The 18,898-nt window shown below is 70.4% G+C and carries 17 protein-coding genes; 10 read left to right on the top strand and 7 right to left on the bottom strand.

Going from position 1 to position 18,898, the window contains the following annotated elements; all coding sequences use genetic code 11:
- Positions 1-152: 152 nt before the first annotated feature.
- Genes AC3IYJ_RS13120 through nirD form a run of 3 tightly spaced genes read left to right on the top strand, consistent with a single transcriptional unit; the run spans position 153 to position 4,305 of the window.
- Complete coding sequence (locus tag AC3IYJ_RS13120; protein ID WP_489401481.1) at positions 153-1,427, top strand: NAD(P)/FAD-dependent oxidoreductase; 1,275 nt, start codon at positions 153-155, stop codon at positions 1,425-1,427.
- 2 nt (positions 1,428-1,429) lie between these two features.
- Positions 1,430-3,973: a nitrite reductase large subunit NirB gene (gene nirB / locus AC3IYJ_RS13125; protein ID WP_489401482.1), complete on the top strand. Its 2,544-nt coding sequence runs from the start codon at positions 1,430-1,432 to the stop codon at positions 3,971-3,973.
- A complete protein-coding gene (nirD, locus tag AC3IYJ_RS13130; protein WP_489401483.1) occupies positions 3,970-4,305 on the top strand; it encodes a nitrite reductase small subunit NirD in 336 nt (111 codons plus the stop codon). Before nirB ends, nirD begins: the two co-directional genes overlap by 4 nt.
- A 3-nt stretch (positions 4,306-4,308) precedes the next feature.
- Here the strand turns inward: nirD and AC3IYJ_RS13135 are convergent, their stop codons facing one another.
- From AC3IYJ_RS13135 to dusB, 5 genes are all read right to left on the bottom strand, one after another.
- Complete coding sequence (locus tag AC3IYJ_RS13135; RefSeq protein WP_489401484.1) at positions 4,309-4,716, bottom strand: VOC family protein; 408 nt, start codon at positions 4,714-4,716, stop codon at positions 4,309-4,311.
- Positions 4,717-4,847: 131 nt separating this feature from the next.
- Positions 4,848-5,312, bottom strand: coding sequence for a group III truncated hemoglobin (locus AC3IYJ_RS13140; RefSeq protein WP_489401485.1), 465 nt, complete (start codon positions 5,310-5,312; stop codon positions 4,848-4,850).
- A 165-nt stretch (positions 5,313-5,477) separates the two neighbouring features.
- Positions 5,478-6,596 (bottom strand): ArsR/SmtB family transcription factor, encoded by a 1,119-nt coding sequence (locus AC3IYJ_RS13145; RefSeq protein ID WP_489401486.1) that lies wholly within the window; start codon positions 6,594-6,596, stop codon positions 5,478-5,480.
- A 495-nt stretch (positions 6,597-7,091) separates the two neighbouring features.
- The gene (gene ppdK, locus AC3IYJ_RS13150) at positions 7,092-9,800 is read right to left on the bottom strand and encodes a pyruvate, phosphate dikinase (RefSeq protein ID WP_489401487.1); all 2,709 of its coding nucleotides are present in this window, start codon (positions 9,798-9,800) and stop codon (positions 7,092-7,094) included.
- 375 nt (positions 9,801-10,175) lie between these two features.
- Positions 10,176-11,318: a tRNA dihydrouridine synthase DusB gene (dusB, locus tag AC3IYJ_RS13155; RefSeq protein ID WP_489401488.1), complete on the bottom strand. Its 1,143-nt coding sequence runs from the start codon at positions 11,316-11,318 to the stop codon at positions 10,176-10,178.
- 64 nt (positions 11,319-11,382) lie between these two features.
- Between dusB and AC3IYJ_RS13160 the strand changes: the two genes are divergently transcribed.
- Positions 11,383-12,870: an MFS transporter gene (locus AC3IYJ_RS13160; RefSeq protein ID WP_489401489.1), complete on the top strand. Its 1,488-nt coding sequence runs from the start codon at positions 11,383-11,385 to the stop codon at positions 12,868-12,870.
- A gap of 87 nt (positions 12,871-12,957) precedes the next feature.
- Here AC3IYJ_RS13160 and AC3IYJ_RS13165 read toward each other — a convergent pair whose 3' ends face one another.
- Positions 12,958-13,413, bottom strand: coding sequence for a MarR family winged helix-turn-helix transcriptional regulator (locus AC3IYJ_RS13165; RefSeq protein ID WP_489401490.1), 456 nt, complete (start codon positions 13,411-13,413; stop codon positions 12,958-12,960).
- A gap of 90 nt (positions 13,414-13,503) precedes the next feature.
- Here AC3IYJ_RS13165 and AC3IYJ_RS13170 point away from each other — a divergent pair, with 90 nt between their 5' ends.
- From AC3IYJ_RS13170 to AC3IYJ_RS13195, 6 genes are all read left to right on the top strand, one after another.
- The gene (locus AC3IYJ_RS13170) at positions 13,504-13,848 is read left to right on the top strand and encodes a DoxX family protein (protein WP_489401491.1); all 345 of its coding nucleotides are present in this window, start codon (positions 13,504-13,506) and stop codon (positions 13,846-13,848) included.
- 111 nt (positions 13,849-13,959) lie between these two features.
- Positions 13,960-14,376, top strand: coding sequence for an SRPBCC family protein (locus tag AC3IYJ_RS13175; protein ID WP_489401492.1), 417 nt, complete (start codon positions 13,960-13,962; stop codon positions 14,374-14,376).
- Positions 14,377-14,383: 7 nt separating this feature from the next.
- A complete protein-coding gene (locus AC3IYJ_RS13180) occupies positions 14,384-14,812 on the top strand; it encodes a MarR family winged helix-turn-helix transcriptional regulator (RefSeq protein WP_489401493.1) in 429 nt (142 codons plus the stop codon).
- 77 nt (positions 14,813-14,889) lie between these two features.
- Positions 14,890-15,930 (top strand): aldo/keto reductase, encoded by a 1,041-nt coding sequence (locus AC3IYJ_RS13185; RefSeq protein WP_489401494.1) that lies wholly within the window; start codon positions 14,890-14,892, stop codon positions 15,928-15,930.
- A gap of 21 nt (positions 15,931-15,951) precedes the next feature.
- Positions 15,952-16,545, top strand: a complete 594-nt coding sequence (locus AC3IYJ_RS13190) for a TetR/AcrR family transcriptional regulator (RefSeq protein ID WP_489401495.1) — start codon at positions 15,952-15,954, stop codon at positions 16,543-16,545.
- A 137-nt stretch (positions 16,546-16,682) separates the two neighbouring features.
- The gene (locus AC3IYJ_RS13195) at positions 16,683-17,408 is read left to right on the top strand and encodes a VC0807 family protein (RefSeq protein WP_489401496.1); all 726 of its coding nucleotides are present in this window, start codon (positions 16,683-16,685) and stop codon (positions 17,406-17,408) included.
- A gap of 70 nt (positions 17,409-17,478) precedes the next feature.
- Here AC3IYJ_RS13195 and AC3IYJ_RS13200 read toward each other — a convergent pair whose 3' ends face one another.
- A complete protein-coding gene (locus AC3IYJ_RS13200) occupies positions 17,479-18,861 on the bottom strand; it encodes a glycine--tRNA ligase (protein ID WP_489401497.1) in 1,383 nt (460 codons plus the stop codon).
- Positions 18,862-18,898 lie beyond the last annotated feature (37 nt).

Raw genomic sequence — 18,898 nt, forward strand, 5'->3', positions numbered from 1 at the left:
GCGGTCCGGGCGGCTCTCCGGCCCTCCCGGTGATCCTTAAGGCCGCCTTGAGGAACGCCTCACGGGCCCTTAACCCGGACGCTGAGGTCGGCGTTCCGTGCGGGTAACAACGGCGATGCGGCGGGGAAACAGCGGCCGCGCACGCTCGTGTCATGACCTCGGAACAGCAGCGCGTGGTGGTGATCGGCGGCGGGCTCGCGGGCCTGCGGGTCGCGGCCCGGCTCGGCGCGGGAGTGACCGTCCTCGGGGAGGAGACCCACTCCCCCTACAACCGGGTCCTGCTCGCGGAGGTCCTGGCGGGCCGGTACGCACCGGACGTGATCACGCTCCCCGCCCCCGGCCCGGCGCTGCGCCGGGGGGTGCGGGCGGTACGGATCGACCGGGCGGAACAGCTGGTGCACTGCGACGACGGAACGGTCGAGCCCTACTCCACCCTGGTCCTGGCCACGGGCTCCAACCCGGTGCTCCCCGCCCTGCGCGGCCTGTTCGAACCGGAAGGGCGGGAACTCCCCCGGGGGGTCCACGCGTTCCGCACCATGGACGACTGCCTTGCCCTTTCCGAGGCCGTACGTCCCGGCGTGCGCGCGGTGGTGATCGGCGGCGGCCTCCTCGGCGTCTCGGCGGCCCGCGCCCTGGCCGAACGCGGCGCCCAGGTGGTCCTGGCCCAGCAGGGCGAACGCCTGATGGAGCGCCAGCTCGACGCGGAAGCCTCTGCGCTGCTGCGCACTCATCTGGCAGGCCTGGGCGTGGAAATCCACACGGAGTGCCGAGTGCGCGGCCTGTCGACCACCTCCGAGGCTCCGCTCCCGGGGCTCCGCCACGTCACCGGCGTCGAGCTCGCCGACGGCTACCGCCTGGACACCGACCTCGTCGTCCTCGCCTGCGGGGTCCGCCCCCGCACGGGACTCGCCCAGGCCTCCGGCCTCGACGTCGGCAAGGGCATCCTCGTCGACGACGAGCTCCGCACCAGCGACCCCCGCATCCACGCCATCGGCGACTGCGCCGAGCACGCGGGCCGGGTCTACGGCCTCGCCGGCCCCGCCCTGGAGCAGGCCGACGCCCTGGTGGGCGTCCTCCTCGGCACCGGCCGGGGCATCCCCGCCGCCACCGCCGCCTCCGGATACACCGGGACCCGCGCCCTGACCCGCCTCACCCTCACCGCCGGCGGCGACCACCCCCTCGACCTCGCCGCCTTCGGCGAGACCACCCCGCTGCCCGGCGACGACGTGGTCCGGCTCACCGACGCCACCCGCCGCACCTACCGCAAGGTCGTCGTCCGCGGCGACCGCCTCGTCGGCGGGGTCCTGCTCGGCGAACTCTCCAGCGTGGGCGCCCTCGCCCGCAGCTGGGAGGAGAGCGCCGCTCTCACCGACGAGCACGGCCCGACCGACCTGTTCCACCTGCTCACCGACGACGGAGGCTCCTGATCATGGCCGCAGCCACGCCCACGCCCACCCCCGCCATCGTGCTCATCGGCCACGGCATGGTCGGCCAGCGCTACCTGGAGGCACTCGCCGAGCGGGGCGCCACCGCCACGCACCGGATCACCGTGCTCTGTGAGGAGCCCCGGCCCGCCTACGACCGGGTGCACCTGACCTCGTACTTCTCCGGCAGCACCCCGGAAGACCTGTCGATGACTCCGGCCGGGTTCATGGCGGAGCACGGGATCACCCTGCACCTCGACGACCCCGCCGAGACCATCGACCGGGAGGCCCGCACCGTCACCTCCCGCTCGGGGCAGGTGTTCCCGTACGACGTGCTCGTGCTCGCGACCGGCAGCTACCCGTTCGTACCGCCCGTCCCCGGCAAGGACGCCCTGGGCTGCTTCGTCTACCGCACCATCGAGGACCTCCTCGCCATCGAGGAGTACGCCAAGACCCGCACCACCGGCGCCGTCGTCGGCGGCGGCCTGCTCGGGCTGGAGGCCGCCGGCGCGCTCAAGGGGCTCGGACTGGCCACCCGGGTCGTGGAGTTCGCGCCCCGCCTGATGCCCGTACAGGTCGACGAGGGCGGCGGCGCGGCGCTGCTGCGCACCATCGAGAACATGGGGCTCACCGTCCACACGGGCGTCGGCACCCAGGAGGTGGTGACGGGCGAGGACGGTTCGGTCAGCGGCATGAAGCTGTCCGACGGATCCACGGTCCCCACCGACCTGGTCGTCTTCTCCGCGGGCGTCCGCCCCCGCGACCAGCTCGCCCGCGACTCGGGCCTGGGCGTCGGCGAGCGCGGCGGCATCGCGGTCGACGCCCACTGCCGCACCTCCGACCCGCGGATCTACGCCATCGGCGAGTGCGCACTGGCCGCCGACGGCCGCGTCTACGGACTGGTCGCCCCCGGCTACGAGATGGCCGAGACGGCCGCCGAGGACCTGCTGGGCCGGGAGAAGCAGTTCACCGGGGCCGACCTCTCCACCAAGCTCAAGCTGCTCGGCGTGGACGTGGCCTCCTTCGGCGACGCCCACGGCACCACCGAAGGCAGCCTCGACGTCGTCTACTCCGACTCCCGCTCCGGCGTCTACAAGAAGGTGGTCGTCTCCTCCGAAGGCGTCCTGCTCGGCGGGGTCCTGGTCGGCGACGCCGATTCCTACGGCCTGCTGCGCCCGCTCACCGGCTCCGTGCCGCCGGTCACCCCCGAGCAGCTGGTGCTGCCCGCCGGGGTGGGCGCGCCCGTGGCGCTCGGCCCGGCCTCGCTCCCCGACCACGCGGTGATCTGCTCCTGCCACAACGTCACCAAGAAGGCCATCACCGAGCACACCACCCTGCCCGAGGTGAAGAAGTGCACCAAGGCGGGCACCGGCTGCGGCAGCTGCCTCAAGGTGATCGGCCAGCTGCTGCCGGCCGCCGCCGACAAGGGGCTGTGCGGGTGCTTCCCCTTCACCCGTGCCGAGCTCTACGAGATCGTCCGGACCCTGCGCGTGACCTCGTACGAGCAGCTCCTCGACAGCCACGGCCGCGAAGGGGCCCGCGGCGGCGAGGGCTGCGAGGTCTGCAAGCCGGCCTTCGGCTCGATCATCGCCTCGCTCGCGCCGACCCTGGGCGCCAGCGGCTACGTACTGGACCGCGAGCAGGCCGCCCTCCAGGACACCAACGACCACTTCCTCGCGAACATGCAGCGCAACGGCTCGTACTCGGTCGTCCCGCGCATCCCCGGCGGCGAGATCACCCCGGACAAGCTCATCGTGATCGGCGAGGTGGCCCGCGACTTCGGCCTCTACACGAAGATCACCGGCGGTCAGCGCATCGACCTCTTCGGCGCCAGCGTGGACCAGCTCCCCCGCATCTGGGCCCGGCTCGTCGACGCCGGATTCGAGTCCGGGCACGCGTACGGGAAGGCCCTGCGGACCGTGAAGTCCTGCGTGGGCCAGACCTGGTGCCGCTACGGGGTCCAGGACTCCGTGCGCATGGCCATCGACCTGGAGCTGCGCTACCGGGGGCTGCGCGCCCCGCACAAGCTGAAGTCGGCGGTCTCCGGCTGCGCCCGCGAGTGCGCGGAGGCACAGAGCAAGGACTTCGGGGTCATCGCCACGGCGAGCGGCTGGAACCTCTACGTGGGCGGCAACGGCGGGGCCACCCCGCGCCACGCCGATCTGCTGGCCCAGGACCTCTCGGACGCCGAACTGGTCCGGCTCATCGACCGGTTCCTGATGTTCTACATCCGCACCGCCGACCGCCTGGAGCGCACCTCCACCTGGCTGGACCGGCTGGAGGGCGGCCTGGACCACCTGCGGGACGTGATCGTCAAGGACTCGCTGGGGCTGTGCGCGGAGCTGGAGTCGCTGATGGCGGACCACGTGGCGCACTACCGCGACGAGTGGGCCGAGACGCTGGAGGACCCGGAGCGGCTGCGCCGGTTCGTGTCCTTCGTCAACGCGCCCGGCGCCCCCGACCCGACCGTGAAGTTCGTCCCCGAGCGCGACCAGGTCAAGCCCGACCTGGCGATCCTCACCCTGGAGCCCGTAGGAGGCACCCGATGACCGTCGAACTGCAGGTGGACGAAGGCTGGCTGACGGTGTGCGAGCTGTCCTCCCTGGTACCCGGGCGCGGGGTCGCGGCCCTGCTGCCCGACGGGAGCCAGGCCGCGGTGTTCGTCGACCGCAAGGGGCGCCCGTACGCGATCGGCAACCGGGACCCCTTCACCGGGGCGTACGTACTCTCGCGCGGGCTGATCGGCTCGGCGGCCGGCCGGGCCTTCGTGGCCTCCCCGCTGCTCAAGCAGCGCTTCGACCTGGAGTCGGGGCGCTGCCTGGACGACGAGGAGGTCGCGGTCCGGACCTACCCGGTGCGGACCGCCGCCACCTCGGCTTGAGGGTCAGGCCTGGATCATCGAGGGGTCCATCCACATGATCTCCCAGGTGTGCCCGTCGACGTCGTCGAAGGCGCGGCCGTACATGACTCCGTGGTCCTGGGCCGGACGGGGCTCGGTGGCCCCGGCCGCCAGGGCCCCGTCGACGAGTTCGTCGACCGCGTCGCGGCTCTCGGCGCTCAGACACAGCAGCACCTCGGAGGTCGTGGTCGCGTCCGCGATGGCCTTGTGGGTGAAGTCCTTGTACCGGGCCTCGGTCAGGAACATGGCCACGATGGAGTCGGTGATGGGCATCGAGGCGCAGTTCTCGTCGGTGAACTGGGCGTTGAAGGAGTAGCCGAGCTTGCTCCAGAAGGTCTTGGTGGCCTCGAGGTCCTTGACCGGCAGGTTGACGAAGATCATGGTGGAGGACATCGTGGTCTCTCTTCTCTCGGTGCGCTTGCGTTGCTTTCGAGAGGTAGACCGGGGCGCCGGAGGAAACTCATCGCTCCCCCGCGAACTTTTTCTGATGACCTGAAAGCGCAGGTCAGTCGGGGCGGCGTGGGTCAGGCGTGGGTCAGGCCCAGCTCCAGGGCGGCCAGCGGGATGAAGCCGAGCCCGTCCGGGCTCTGCAAGGGGTCCTTCGTGCCGCTCAGCCGCTTGAGCATGGTCAGCGCGATCCGTTCGCCCATCGCCTTGGCCCGCTCCGCGTTCGGACCGCGGTGCAGTCCGTCGATCGTGGCGCGCCACAGCTGCACCCAGCGGCCGAAGTCCTCGGCGGTCAGCTCGCGGGCCGAGTGCAGGGCGGCGTGCGGGGCGAAGGCGTTGCGCCGGTAGTCGGCGCTGCGGAACAGGGCCCGCTCCCAGAAGTCGGTGATCCGGGGCAGGTGCACGTCGAGGTCGGTGCCGGCGAGCTCGGTGAAGAACGGTCCGATCCCCGGGTCGGCGAAGGCGGCCGTGTAGAAGCGGCGCAGCACGACGTCGAGGTCGGCGCGCCCGGAGATGTCGGCGTCGGCGGCAAAGTGGTTCATTGCTCCACCATCCTCCCCCAGGGCGAAGCCCACCCAGGGGAGAAAGTCCCGCTACAGGTCACATCAGGCCAGACGGCGGCGAAAAGCACGCCCCGATGCTCGAAATTCAACGCACATGAATTCGATAACCGGAGCGTGTGTTCGATCATCTGTCCTATCGGGCGCTCACGCCCCCTTGAGCAGCGCGGCCCCGAGCGGGGTGACCGTGTGCAGGACGGCGTTGCCCCGGCGCAGTGTGGTCACCAGACCCGCCTCCCGCATCACCCCGGCGTGCTGGCTCGCGGAGGCCAGCGAGACCCCGGCGCGGCGGGCGAGCTCGCTCGTGGTGGCCCCGTCGCCGATGGCCTGCAGGACCACCGAGCGGGTGTGCCCGACGAGCTTGCCGAGGGTGCGCTGGCGGTACCGGCGCTGCTCCTCCGCCGGACGGGCCGCCTCCCCGCCTGGCTGGGCCGAAGCCAGCTGCGCCGCGGCCGGGTAGACCAGCACCGGCGGCAGCTCCGGGTCGTGCAGGGTCACCGCCGTGCGCCGGCAGAAGAAGGACGGCTGGAGCAGCAGCCCGCGCCCCCGTAGCCGTACGTCGCGGTCCACGGGGTAGTCGCACTCCAGCACCGGCGCCCGCCAGCGCAGCATGGGCGGCAGCGAGGCGAGCAGCTCGTCCGCTCCGCCGTCGAGCAGCGCCCGGCCGCGTGCGGCCCGCTCGGCTTCGATCTGGGCCTGGATGTGGGTCCAGTAGGGCTCCACGGCCGCCCGGTGGTAGCCGCGCAGCTCGCCCAGCAACCGGGGCAGGTGCGCGGTGGCATCCTCCATGAAGTCCCGCAGCCGCCGCGGGACGGGGGCGTCGGCGCCCGTCCCCGTACCCATGTCGGTCCCCGGGGCACGGCACGTCCCGCCGCCCGCGCCCTGGCCCTTCACCGCCGCGGGCATCCCGAAGGCGGCGGCCATGCCGGAGCCGGTTCCCGTGCCGCGGCCGAGGATGGCGAGCTCCCGGCGCATCCGCTCGGGACGGATCCCGCGCAGGGCGTCGAGGCCCACGTCCCATCCGTACTGACCCTCCACCGGAGTCAGGAAATCGGGGAAATAGCCGCGGCTGGGTATCAGCGCACCCAGCAGTCGTGTTTCACCATTCAACCTGCTCCGGGTTTCCGTACGCCATTCACCGAAGAGCCGGGTATCTCGCCGGTCCCTTAAACGGTGAAAACTCAGAATCGTTTCCCACAACGCATCGGGACGACCTGCCATCCTTACGCGAGCGAGGTCCACTCCAGTGAAATGGATACGCAGCACCGAACCCCCACCTGTGCAACCGCAATCCCCCCGCCCCATGAGTATGCACGCCGTCACACGTGGTCACCATGGCCTTTCAGCCACAGTTGAAACCCCTTTCGGCGGGGGCGTGACAACCGAAATCCTGTACTCCGCCGGGCACACTCCGGCGCGACCGAAACGCTCCGCGAAGGCCGTGGGGGGCTTTGCGGGGCCTGGCGGTCGGTCGCACCGGGAAGCGCCGACGTGTCCGGCGGATTGGCGGCAGGCGGTGGACGGGTGGGGATCCGTCCACCGCCTGCTGCCGTTAAGAACGTGTGGAACAACATTGAACCAATATTGACCCGCCGGGATCGGCCCGGAACGGCCCGGAACGGCGGGCATCGACCGGAAGAGCCGGGATCAGTCGGGAACAGCGGAGAACACCCGGGAAATAGGCGCGCCTGCCGCCGGGTGTCAGGGAACCCGGGGGCAGGCGCAGTCCAAGCGGGCCCCGTCACGGGGCCAGGGGGTCGGTCAGCGGCTGTCGCTGCCCTTCGCCTCGGCGGCGGCGCGGCCGGCCTCCAGGCGCGCCACCGGGATCCGGAACGGCGAGCAGGAGACGTAGTCCAGACCGACCTCGTGGAAGAAGTGGACGGACTCGGGGTCGCCGCCGTGCTCTCCGCAGACGCCGAGCTTGAGGTCGGGGCGGGTGGCCCGGCCGGCCTCGACCGCGCTGCGGACCAGCGAGCCGACACCGTCGCGGTCGATGGTCTCGAAGGGGGAGACCCCGAAGATGCCCTTCTCCAGGTACGCGGTGAAGAAGCTGGCCTCGACGTCGTCGCGGGAGAAGCCCCACACCGTCTGGGTCAGGTCGTTCGTACCGAAGGAGAAGAACTGCGCGGCCTCGGCGATCTGCCCGGCCGTCAGCGCGGCGCGCGGCAGCTCGATCATCGTGCCGATGGTCAGCTTCAGGTTGGTGCCGGTGGCGGCCTCCACCTCGGCAATGACCCGGTCGGCCTCCTCGCGGACGATCTCCAGCTCCTGGACCGTGCCCACCAGCGGGACCATGATCTCTGCGCGCGGGTCGCCCTTGGCGTTCTTGCGCTCGGCGGCGGCCTCGGCGATGGCCCTGACCTGCATGGCGAACAGGCCGGGGATGACCAGACCGAGGCGGACGCCGCGCAGACCCAGCATCGGGTTCTGCTCGTGCAGCTTGTGCACGGCCTGGAGCAGGCGCAGGTCGTTCTCGTTGTGGTCCTTGCGGGACTCGGCGAGGGCGACGCGGACCGACAGCTCGGTGATGTCGGGCAGGAACTCGTGCAGCGGCGGGTCGAGGAGGCGGACGGTGACGGGCAGTCCGTCCATCGCCTCGAACAGTTCGACGAAGTCCTTCTTCTGGAGCGGCAGGAGGGCACTCAGTGCCTCCTCGCGCTCCTTGTCGGTGTCCGCGAGGATCAGGCGCTCGACCATCTCGCGGCGCTCGCCCAGGAACATGTGCTCGGTGCGGCACAGGCCGATGCCCTGGGCACCGAAGCGGCGGGCGCGCAGCGCGTCCTCGGCGTTGTCGGCGTTGGCGCGCACGCGCAGCCGGCGGACGCGGTCCGCGTAGGCCATGATCCGGTGCACGGCGCCGACGAGCTCGTCGGCGTCGTCCGCTCCGGCGTGCATGCGGCCCTCGAAGTACTCGACGACCGGGGACGGCACGACGGGTACCTCACCCAGGTACACCTTGCCGGTGGAGCCGTCGACGGAGACGACGTCGCCCTCTTCGATGACGTGCCCGCCGACCGTCATGCGGCGGCGCTTGGTGTCGACTTCGAGGTCCTCGGCGCCGCAGACGCAGGTCTTGCCCATGCCGCGGGCGACGACGGCGGCGTGCGAGGTCTTGCCGCCGCGCGAGGTCAGGATGCCCTCGGCGGCGATCATGCCGTCCAGGTCGTCCGGGTTGGTCTCGCGGCGGATCAGGATGACCTTCTCGCCGGAACGGGACCACTTGACGGCCGTGTACGAGTCGAAGACGGCCTTGCCGACGGCCGCACCCGGGGATGCGGCGATGCCGCGGCCGAGCAGCTGCGTCTTGGACTCCTCGTCGAAGCGCGGGAACATCAGCTGGGCCAGCTGCGCGCCGTTGACGCGCTGGAGCGCCTCGGCCTCGGTGATCAGGCCCTGGTCCACGAGCTGCGTCGCGATGCGGAAGGCGGCACCGGCGGTGCGCTTGCCGACACGGGTCTGGAGCATCCACAGCTGGCCGCGCTCGATGGTGAACTCGATGTCGCAGAGATCCTTGTAGTGGGTCTCCAGCTTCGTCATGATCGTCATGAGCTGGTCGTACGAGGCCTTGTCGATGGCCTCCAGGTCCGCCAGCGGGACGGTGTTGCGGATGCCCGCGACCACGTCCTCGCCCTGGGCGTTCTGGAGGTAGTCGCCGTAGACGCCCGCGTGGCCGCTGGCCGGGTCGCGGGTGAAGGCGACGCCGGTGCCCGAGTCGGGACCGAGGTTGCCGAAGACCATGGAACAGATGTTGACGGCGGTGCCCAGGTCGCTCGGGATGCGCTCCTGGCGGCGGTAGAGCTTGGCGCGGTCGGTGTTCCAGGAGTTGAAGACCGCCTCGACGGCGAGGTCCATCTGCTCGCGGGCGTCCTGCGGGAACTCGCGGCCGGCCTCCTTCGCGACGATCTTCTTGAAGCGGGTGACCAGCTTCTTGAGGTCGGCGGCGTCGAGGTCGGTGTCGACCGTGACCTTCTTGGCGGCCTTGGCCTCGTCGAGGGCGTCCTCGAAGAGCTCGCCCTCCACGCCGAGGACGGTCTTGCCGAACATCTGGATGAGGCGGCGGTACGAGTCCCACGCGAAGCGCGCGTCACCGGCCTGGGAGGCGAGGCCGGTCACGGACGCATCGGAGAGGCCGATGTTGAGGACGGTGTCCATCATGCCGGGCATCGAGAACTTGGCGCCGGAGCGCACGGAGACCAGCAGCGGGTCGTCCGACTGGCCGAGCTTCTTGCCCATCTTCGCCTCGAGGGCGGCGAGGTGCGCGCCGACCTCGTCGCGCAGCGCGGCCGGGGCCTCGCCGCTTTCGAGGTAGACCTTGCAGGCCTCGGTGGTGATGGTGAAGCCGGGAGGGACCGGCAGACCCAGGTTGGTCATCTCGGCGAGGTTGGCACCCTTGCCACCGAGAAGGTCCTTGAGGTCGCGGTTGCCCTCGGTGAAGTCGTAGACGAACTTCTGATCTTTGTTTTCCGACACGGGTCTCGACTCCTCGAGGCTCGGTGGCTGCCCTGACGGCCAGGAACATACCCAGATCGAAGGCTTATGGGTACGTCCACTTGGCCGTCATGTGGCCGTAACCACCCGCGCGCCACCAGATCGAATGTAACTGGCGAGTAGCCAGAACATACGAAGAGTCTTCATGTCCCGAAGGGTGAGGGGCTCACTGAGGCCTGCTCACGCTCGGATGAGCGATCATCGATACATTTGCGTTCAATACTTGAACGCACAAAGGGTGGCACCCAGTGCCACCCTTTGAAAGTCTTACCCGTGACTTACGCGCTCATCTGAGCGAAACCTCACCCATGCGTGGCGTATGTCACGCCGCCTCCGGCATGTTTTGCCAGCGCTTTCTCAGCCTCCGGACGTGTCCAGTTCGGCTTCCTCGCTCACGCCCGCGCAGTCGTACGGATCCTTCAACCAGCCCTCGGGCAGGACAACCCGGTTGTTTCCGGACGTTCGGCCGCGCGGACCGTCCGCACTCTCGGGCCACGGCTGGTCCAGGTCGAGCTCGCTCAGATGAGCGTCCAGTTCGGCCAGGGAGGAGGTGACCGCGAGCTTCTGCCGCATCTCCGAGCCCACCGAGAAGCCCTTGGTGTACCAGGCCACGTGCTTACGGAAGTCGATCACCCCGCGCGCCTCGTCGCCGATCCACTCCCCCAGCAACTGGGCATGGCGGAGCATGGTCTGCCCGACCTCCCGCAGCGTGGGCTTGTGGAAGTCCTCGGGACGCCCCTCGAAGGCCGCGACCAGGTCGTTGAAGAGCCACGGCCGCCCCAGGCAGCCGCGTCCCACGACCACGCCGTCGCAGCCGGTCTCGCGGACCATGCGCAGCGCGTCCTCGGCGCACCAGATGTCGCCGTTGCCGAGCACCGGGATCTCCGGAACGTGCTCCTTGAGGCGCGCGATGGCCTCCCAGTCGGCCGTGCCGCCGTAGTGCTGGGCGGTGGTGCGGCCGTGCAGGGCTATGGCGGTGATGCCCTCCTCGACGGCGATCCGGCCGGCGTCGAGATAGGTGAGGTGCTCGTCGTTGATGCCCTTGCGCATCTTCATCGTGACGGGGAGGTCGCCGGCGCCGGCGACGGCCTCGCGCAGGATCGCGCGCAGCAGGTTGCGCTTGTACGGGAGGGCCGAGCCGCCACCCTTGCGGGTGACCTTGGGGACCGGGCAGCCGAAGTTGAGGTCGATGTGGTCGGCGCGGTCCTCTTCGACGATCATGCGGACCGCCTTGCCGACCGTCGCGGGGTCGACTCCGTACAGCTGGATCGAGCGAGGCTTCTCGGTCTCGTCGAAGTGGATCAGCTGCATGGTCTTCTCGTTGCGCTCGACCAGGGCCCGGGTCGTGATCATCTCGCTCACGAACAGCCCCTTGCCGCCCGAGAACTCGCGGCACAGGGTACGGAACGGGGCATTGGTGATGCCGGCCATCGGCGCGAGCACCACCGGGGGCTGCACGGTGTGCGGGCCGATCGCGAGAGGCGGGGGGAGCGTGGTCATCCCCCCATTGTCGCGCAGACGCGCCGGTCCTCATATTTCTTTAGTTAGGCGTACTATCGGCATCATGCGCGACTTGAGCCCCAGGAGACGCCTGCTCGTCCTGGCGATCTGCTGCATGAGCCTGCTCATCGTCAGCCTCGACAACACCGTCCTGAACGTGGCCCTCCCCTCCATGCGCCGCGAGCTGGGCGCCACCGTGGCCGGCATGCAGTGGACGATCGACGCGTACACGCTGGTCCTGGCCTCGCTGCTGATGCTGGCCGGATCCACGGCGGACCGGATCGGGCGCCGCAAGGTGTTCACCGTCGGGCTCGTGCTCTTCACCGCCGGGTCGGTGCTCTGCTCGCTCGCGCCGAGCCTGGGCTGGCTGATCGCCTTCCGGATGCTCCAGGCGATCGGCGGCTCGATGCTCAACCCCGTCGCCATGTCGATCATCACCAACACCTTCACCGACCCGCGCGAACGGGCCCGCGCCATCGGCGTCTGGGGTGCGGTCGTGGGCATCTCCATGGCCGCGGGCCCGCTGATCGGCGGCCTGCTCGTGGACACCGTGGGCTGGCGGTCCATCTTCTGGATCAACCTCCCCGTCGGACTCCTCGCCCTCGCGCTGACCCTGCGCCACATCCCCGAGTCGCGGGCCGAGCACCCCCGCCGCGCCGATCCGGTCGGACAGCTGCTGGTCATGGGGCTCCTCGGCTCGGTCACCTACGGGATCATCGAAGCCCCCGCCGCCGGCTGGCACTCCCCGCTGATCCTGGGCTGCGGGGCCCTCGCCGTGGCCTCCCTGGCCGGGCTGCTGATCTACGAGCCCCGGCGGGCGGAGCCCCTGATCGACCCGCGGTTCTTCCGCAGCGCCCCGTTCAGCGGGGCCACGGTGATCGCGATCAGCGCCTTCGCCGCGCTGTCCGGGTTCCTGTTCCTGAACACCCTCTACCTCCAGGAGGTACGGGGTCTCGACGCCCTGCACGCCGGTCTGTACATGCTGCCGATGGCGGCGCTCGCCTTCCTCTGCGCACCCGTGTCGGGGCGGCTGGTCGGGACCCGGGGGCCGCGGCTGCCGCTGGTGGTCGCCGGGGTGACCATGGCCGCGAGCGGGCTGCTGTTCGCCGCCTTCTCCGCCGAGAGCTCGACGCCGCTGCTGTTCCTCGGGTACGTGCTCTTCGGGCTCGGATTCGGCATGGTCAACGCCCCGATCACCAACACCGCCGTCTCCGGGATGCCCCGCGCGCAGGCGGGCGTGGCCGCGGCGGTGGCCTCCACCAGCCGGCAGACCGGCGGGACCCTGGGCGTGGCCGTCGTGGGCGCGGTGCTGGCCGCCGGCCTGGCGGGCTCCGCCTCCGACCGCGGGGCCGCCTCCGGCCCCGCGTCCGCAGTCGACTTCCTGGCGGCGGCGGAGCCGGCCTGGTGGATCATCACGGCCTGCGGGCTGCTCGTCCTGGTCGTCGGCATCCTGACCAGCGGCCGGTGGGCGCGCGAGACGGCCCTGCGCACGGCCCGCACCCTGGAGCCGGCGGCCGACCCGGCCCGGACCGGCGCTCCCCCGCGCGTCTGACCGTAGGGAGGCGTCCTGCACGTAGAGGCGCGTCCTGCACGCCAGCCGGGCTCGCGGCCTGATCGGAGGGACACCTCCTCCTGGGCGCTACTCCGCGCAGTCGAAGTCCTCGGCGCGCGAGTCGATCCGGGCCAGCAGGCCGCGCAGGACGTCCTGGTCCTGCGCCGAGAGCCCCGCGAAGAGGCCGAGCTCGACCTCGTCGAGGGCGGCGTTGGTCCTGGCGAGCACGACGGCCCCCGCGTCGGTGATGGCGACGTTGTGGCGGCGGCGGTCTGCGGGGTCCCGGCGGCGCTCGGCGAGGCCGTCGCCCTCCAGGTCGTTGAGGATCCCCACGAGCACGCTCGGGTCCACCTCCAGCCGTTCGGCCAGGGCCCCCTGCCCCACGGGGCCGTCGGACAGGTGCATCAGGGTCATCGCGTGGCGCGGGGTGAGCCCGGCGGCGCTGAGCGCCTTCTTCATCCGGGTCTGGGTGACCGATCCGTGCCAGGCCAGGAGCAGGCCCAGCCGCTGCGGTTGGTGCGAAGACTCCTGGGGCGCCGTCATGGCCACATCGTAACAACTCGGAAATGATTATGGCCTATCGATCGTTGATGCTATTCAATGATCTGAAATTACCGATCGTTGGAGTTCACCATGTTCATCGCCTACGCCGTCGTCGGCGTCCTGCTCGCCCTCACCCTCTCCGCCTCCGCCACCCTCACGCTCCGGCGCAACCCCGCGATCCTGTCGAACATGCAGACGGTCGAGGTGCCCGACTCCTGGCTGCCGCGCCTGGCCGGCGTCAAGGCGGCGGGCGCGATCGGCCTGGTCGCGGGCCTGTGGCTGGCCCCGCTGGGTGTCGCGGCCGCCGTGGGCGTGACGCTCTACTCCATCGGAGCCGTCATCGCACACCTGCGCGTGAAGCACTACGAATTCGCCCCGGCGGCGGTCCTCACCCTGCTCGCGGCGGCCGCCCTGATCCTGCGGCTGACGGCCTGACCTGCCGGCCGTCCGGCCGTTTGGCCCTCTCGGGCGACACGGGCCGGCCTCCTGGACAGATGTTCCGCGCAGAGATAGTCTGCGTACAGAACATCTGTCCAGGAGGCCACCATGTGGAAGTACGAGCACGGCATCGAGACCACCGCCACGCCCGGGGCGATCTGGGCCCTGTGGGCCGACGTCGAGAACTGGGGCACCTGGAATGCCGACATCGAGAAGATCGAGCTCCGCGGGGCCTTCGCGGCGGGCGCGCTGATCACGATGACCCCGGCCGGCCAGGACCCCGTGGAACTCCTCGTCGCCGAGGCGGTCGAAGGCGAGATGTTCGTCGACGAGGCACGCTTCGCCGGGCTGGTCCTGCGCACCACCCACCGGATCGACCCGCTCGGCGCGGACCGCAGCCGGGTGCTGTACCGGATGGAGATCACCGGCGAGGGCGCCGACGAGGTCGGCCCGCAGATCGGCCCGGCCATCACGGGCGACTGGCCCGAGACCATGGCCGCACTGGTCCGCGCCGCCCAGGGCTGACCGGCCGATGGCCCTGACCCCCGGCGAGAGCCCCGGATTCCTGCTCTGGCACGCCACGCTGCGCTGGCAGCGCGGCATCACCGCGGCACTGGGCCCCCTGGACCTGACGCACGTGCAGTTCGTCCTGCTCGCCTGCACCTGGTGGCTCAACGGCCAGGGCGAACACCCCAACCAGCAGACCCTGGCGAAGCAGGCCGGCACCGACGTGAAGATGACCTCCCAGGTGGTGCGGACCCTGGAACAGAAGGGGCTCGTCACCCGCGAGGTCGACCCCGCGGACACCCGCGCCAAGCGGCTGCGCGTCACCGAGGCCGGGGCCGAGCTGGCCCCGCGGGCGATCGCCGCCGTCGAGCAGGTCGACACGGAGTTCTTCCGGCCGGTCCCGCGCGCGGACGCCGTGACCCTCCTCGGCCGACTGGCCCACCCAGAGGCCTGACGCCGCCCGTCCGAGGTTCACCCACATGACGAGTGACAGATATTGAAATCTGTCACTCGTCATGCCATTCTCGTTCCATGACCACATACGAGAGCACCAGCACCAGCACCCGGACCGCACACCGCACCCTCGGCACCACCGGCCCCTCCGTCTTCCCGCTGGGGCTGGGCTGCATGGGGATGTCCGCCCTCTACGGCGAGGCCGACCGGGCCGAGTCCCTCGCCACCATCCACGCTGCCCTGGATGCCGGCGTCACGCTTCTCGACACCGGCGACTTCTACGGGATGGGGCACAACGAGCTCCTCATCAACGAAGCCCTGCGCACGGCGCCCGCCGCGGCCCGCGAGAAGGCGCTGACCAGCGTGAAGTTCGGCGCGCTGCGGACCGTCGAGGGCGGATTCACCGGGTACGACGGGCGGCCGGAGGCCGTCAAGAACTTCCTGGCCTATTCGCTCCAGCGCCTCGGCCGGGACCACATCGACATCTACCGGATCGCGCGCGTGGACCCCTCCGTCCCGATCGAGGAGACCCTCGGCGCCATCGCCGAGGCCGTCGAGGCCGGGCACGTCCGGCACATCGGGCTCTCCGAGGTCGGCGCGGACACCCTGCGCCGCGCCGCCGCCGTGGCTCCGATCGCCGACCTCCAGATCGAGTACTCCCTGATCTCGCGCGGGATCGAGGCGGAGATCCTGCCGACCGCCCGCGAGCTCGGGATAGGCGTCACGGCGTACGGGGTGCTGTCCCGCGGCCTGATCAGCGGGCACTTCACCCGCGAGCGGTCGCTGGCCCCGGGTGACTTCCGCGGGATGAGCCCGCGCTTCCAGGGCGACAACCTCGACCGGAACCTCGACCTGGTCGACGCCCTGCGCAAGGTCGCCGACGGGAAGGGCGTCAGCGTCGCGCAGACCGCCATCGCCTGGGTGCTCTCGCGCGGCGAGGACATCGTGCCGCTGGTGGGTGCCCGGAGCCGCGAGCGGCTCGACGAGGCGCTGGGCGCGCTGGACATAGAGCTGGCCCCCGCCGACCTCGCCGCCATCGAGGAGGCGGTCCCGGTCGGCTCGGCGGCCGGTGAGCGCTATCCGGCGGCGCAGATGGCCCACCTGGACAGCGAGCACTGATCCGGCTGTACGGTCGTACTCATGCCTCCCGCAGCCGCCGAGCCCCTGAACCCCGAGCGCATCCTCGAAACCACCGAGGAGGTGCTGCGCCGCTTCGGCCCCACCAAGGCGACCGTGGTCGACGTGGCGCGAGCCCTGGGCGTCAGCCACGGCAGCGTGTACCGGCACTTCCCCTCGAAGGCGGCGCTGCGCGAGGCCGTCACGGACCGCTGGCTCGCCAAGAGCGTGGTCATGCTGGAGGAGATCGCCTCGGCGCCCGCCGAGCCGGCCCCCTCCAAGCTGGAATCCTGGCTGGAGGCGCTGTTCGAGGCCAAGCGCCACAAGGCGGGTGACGACCCGGAGCTGTTCGCGACGTACATCGTGCTGCTCGCCGAGAACAGCGGTGTGGTCGACCGGCATCTGACCGAGCTGATCGAGCAGCTGTCCCGGATCATCGCCGAGGGGGTCGCCGAGGGATCGCTCAGCGCGGCCGACGTGCCGGCCGCCGCCCGCGCGGTGTTCGATGCCACCGGCCGCTTCCACGATCCGCAGTACGCGGCGGACTGGCTTTCGCCGAGCATCATCGCGGAGTTCGAGGCGGTCACCGCCCTGATCATCCGGGGCCTGCGCTCGTAGGCCGAGAAGACCCAGGCCTGGAATCGGCCACTCCGGACAGCTTGATCATCATTTTGGGCGCAGGGCCCTTGCCGACCCTCCGTTGCGTTCTTACGTTCCCCTTACCGCACATCATCAGGTCTGTTCCAGGGGGAACCTTGTCCGCTCAGGAAGTACCGGCAGCACAGTCGGGCCCGCCGGCCCGGTCCGGAGCCGCCGCAGCCATCGGCTGGATCCTGACCATCGGATTCAATGTGGTCGCGCCGATCCTCACGTACAACATGCTGACCGACCGGGGCTGGAGCGAGTTCGCCGCACTGCTGGTCAGCGGTGCCTGGCCGGTGGTCGACTCCATCGTCCACCTCGCCTGGCGCCGCAAGGTCGACGAGTTCGCCGTGGTCACCCTGGTCTTCCTGGTGATCACCGCGCTCGTCACGCTGATCGGCACGCACTCGGCCCGCGCCCTGCTCGTCAAGGACTCGGGGGTGACGGGGCTGTTCGGCGCGCTCTGCATCGCCACCCTCTTCGCTCCCCGCCCGCTGATGTTCTACTTCGGCCGGAAGTTCGGCACGGACGGGACGAAGGAGGGCGTGGCGTACTTCAACGGGCTCTGGCAGTACCCCGACTTCCGCAAGGCGATGCGGAAGATGACCACCGTCTGGGGCGTCGCCTACCTGGTGGAGGCCTCGCTGCGCGTGGTGCTGGTGTACCTGCTGAGCGTGGACACGATGGTCGTGGTCAGCCCCGTCCTGATCTACGGCTTCCTGCTCTCGCTGATCTTCTGGACCATCCGCTTCTCGAAGCGGACCCAGGCCGAGGGCCAAGCCAGGGCCGCGGCCCTGGCGGCTTCGGCCGCGGCCGCCGGCGGTCCGGCGCCCGCGTAACCGGGCTCCCGAAACGGCAGTGGCCCGGTGCGCGATGCGCACCGGGCCACTGCCGTTCTCGCGGCGGAACCTAGCAGCCGAGCAGGCGGCTGCCGAGGTAGCTCTGGATCTGGTCCAGGGAGACGCGCTCCTGCTTCATGGTGTCGCGCTCGCGCACGGTCACCGCGTTGTCGTCGAGGGTGTCGAAGTCGACGGTGACGCAGAACGGCGTACCGATCTCGTCCTGACGGCGGTAGCGGCGGCCGATGGCGCCCGCGTCGTCGAACTCGATGTTCCAGAACTTGCGCAGGTCGGCGGCGAGGCCCTTGGCCTTCGGCGACAGCTGCGCGTTGCGCGACAGCGGCAGCACGGCGACCTTGACCGGGGCCAGGCGCGGGTCGAAGCGCATCACGGTGCGCTTCTCCATGACGCCCTTGGCGTTGGGGGCCTCGTCCTCGTTGAACGCGTCGAGCATGAAGGCGAGCATGGCGCGGTTGACGCCGGCCGCCGGCTCGATGACGTACGGGGTGTACTTCTCCTTGGTCTCCTGGTCGAAGTACACGAGCTCCTGGCCGGAGGCGGCGGAGTGGGCCTTGAGGTCGAAGTCGGTGCGGTTGGCCACGCCTTCGAGCTCGGAGAACTCATTGCCACCGAAGTTGAAGCGGTACTCGATGTCGGCGGTGCGCTTCGAGTAGTGGGACAGCTTCTCCTTCGGGTGGTCGTACCAGCGGATGTTCTCCTCGCGGATGCCGAGGTCGCGGTACCAGTTCCACCGCTCCTGCATCCAGTACTCCTGCCACTGCTCGTCCTCGCCCGGCTTGACGAAGAACTCCATCTCCATCTGCTCGAACTCGCGGGTGCGGAAGATGAAGTTGCCGGGCGTGATCTCGTTGCGGAAGGACTTGCCCATCTGCGCGATGCCGAACGGGGGCTTCTTGCGCGAGGTGGTCATCACGTGGGCGAAGTTGGTGAAGATGCCCTGGGCGGTCTCGGGGCGCAGGTACGCCTTGGAGCCGGTGTCCTGGGTCGGGCCGAGGTGGGTCTCCAGCATGCCGGAGAACTGCTTGGGCTCGGTGAACTGGCCCTTCACGCCGCAGTTGGGGCAGTTGATGTCGGCCAGGCCGTTGGCGGGCACGCGGCCGTGCTTGGCCTCGTACGCCTCTTCAAGGTGGTCGGCGCGGTGGCGCTTGTGACAGGAGGTGCACTCCGTCAGCGGGTCCGAGAAGGTACCCACGTGGCCGGAGGCCACCCAGACCTCGGGGGCCAGGATCACGGACGAGTCGAGGCCGACGATGTCCTCACGCCCGATGACCATCGCCTTCCACCACTGGCGCTTGATGTTCTCCTTGAGCTCGACACCGAGCGGACCGTAATCCCAGGCAGCCCGAGAGCCGCCGTAGATGTCACTGCACGGGAAAACGAAGCCACGGCGCTTGCTCAGGCTGACGATGGTTTCGATCTTGTCGGCGGCCACGGTGCTCTCTTCATTACGAGGACGAACGGCGAAGCCT

This window comes from Streptomyces sp. GL_140 (assembly GCF_057834465.1).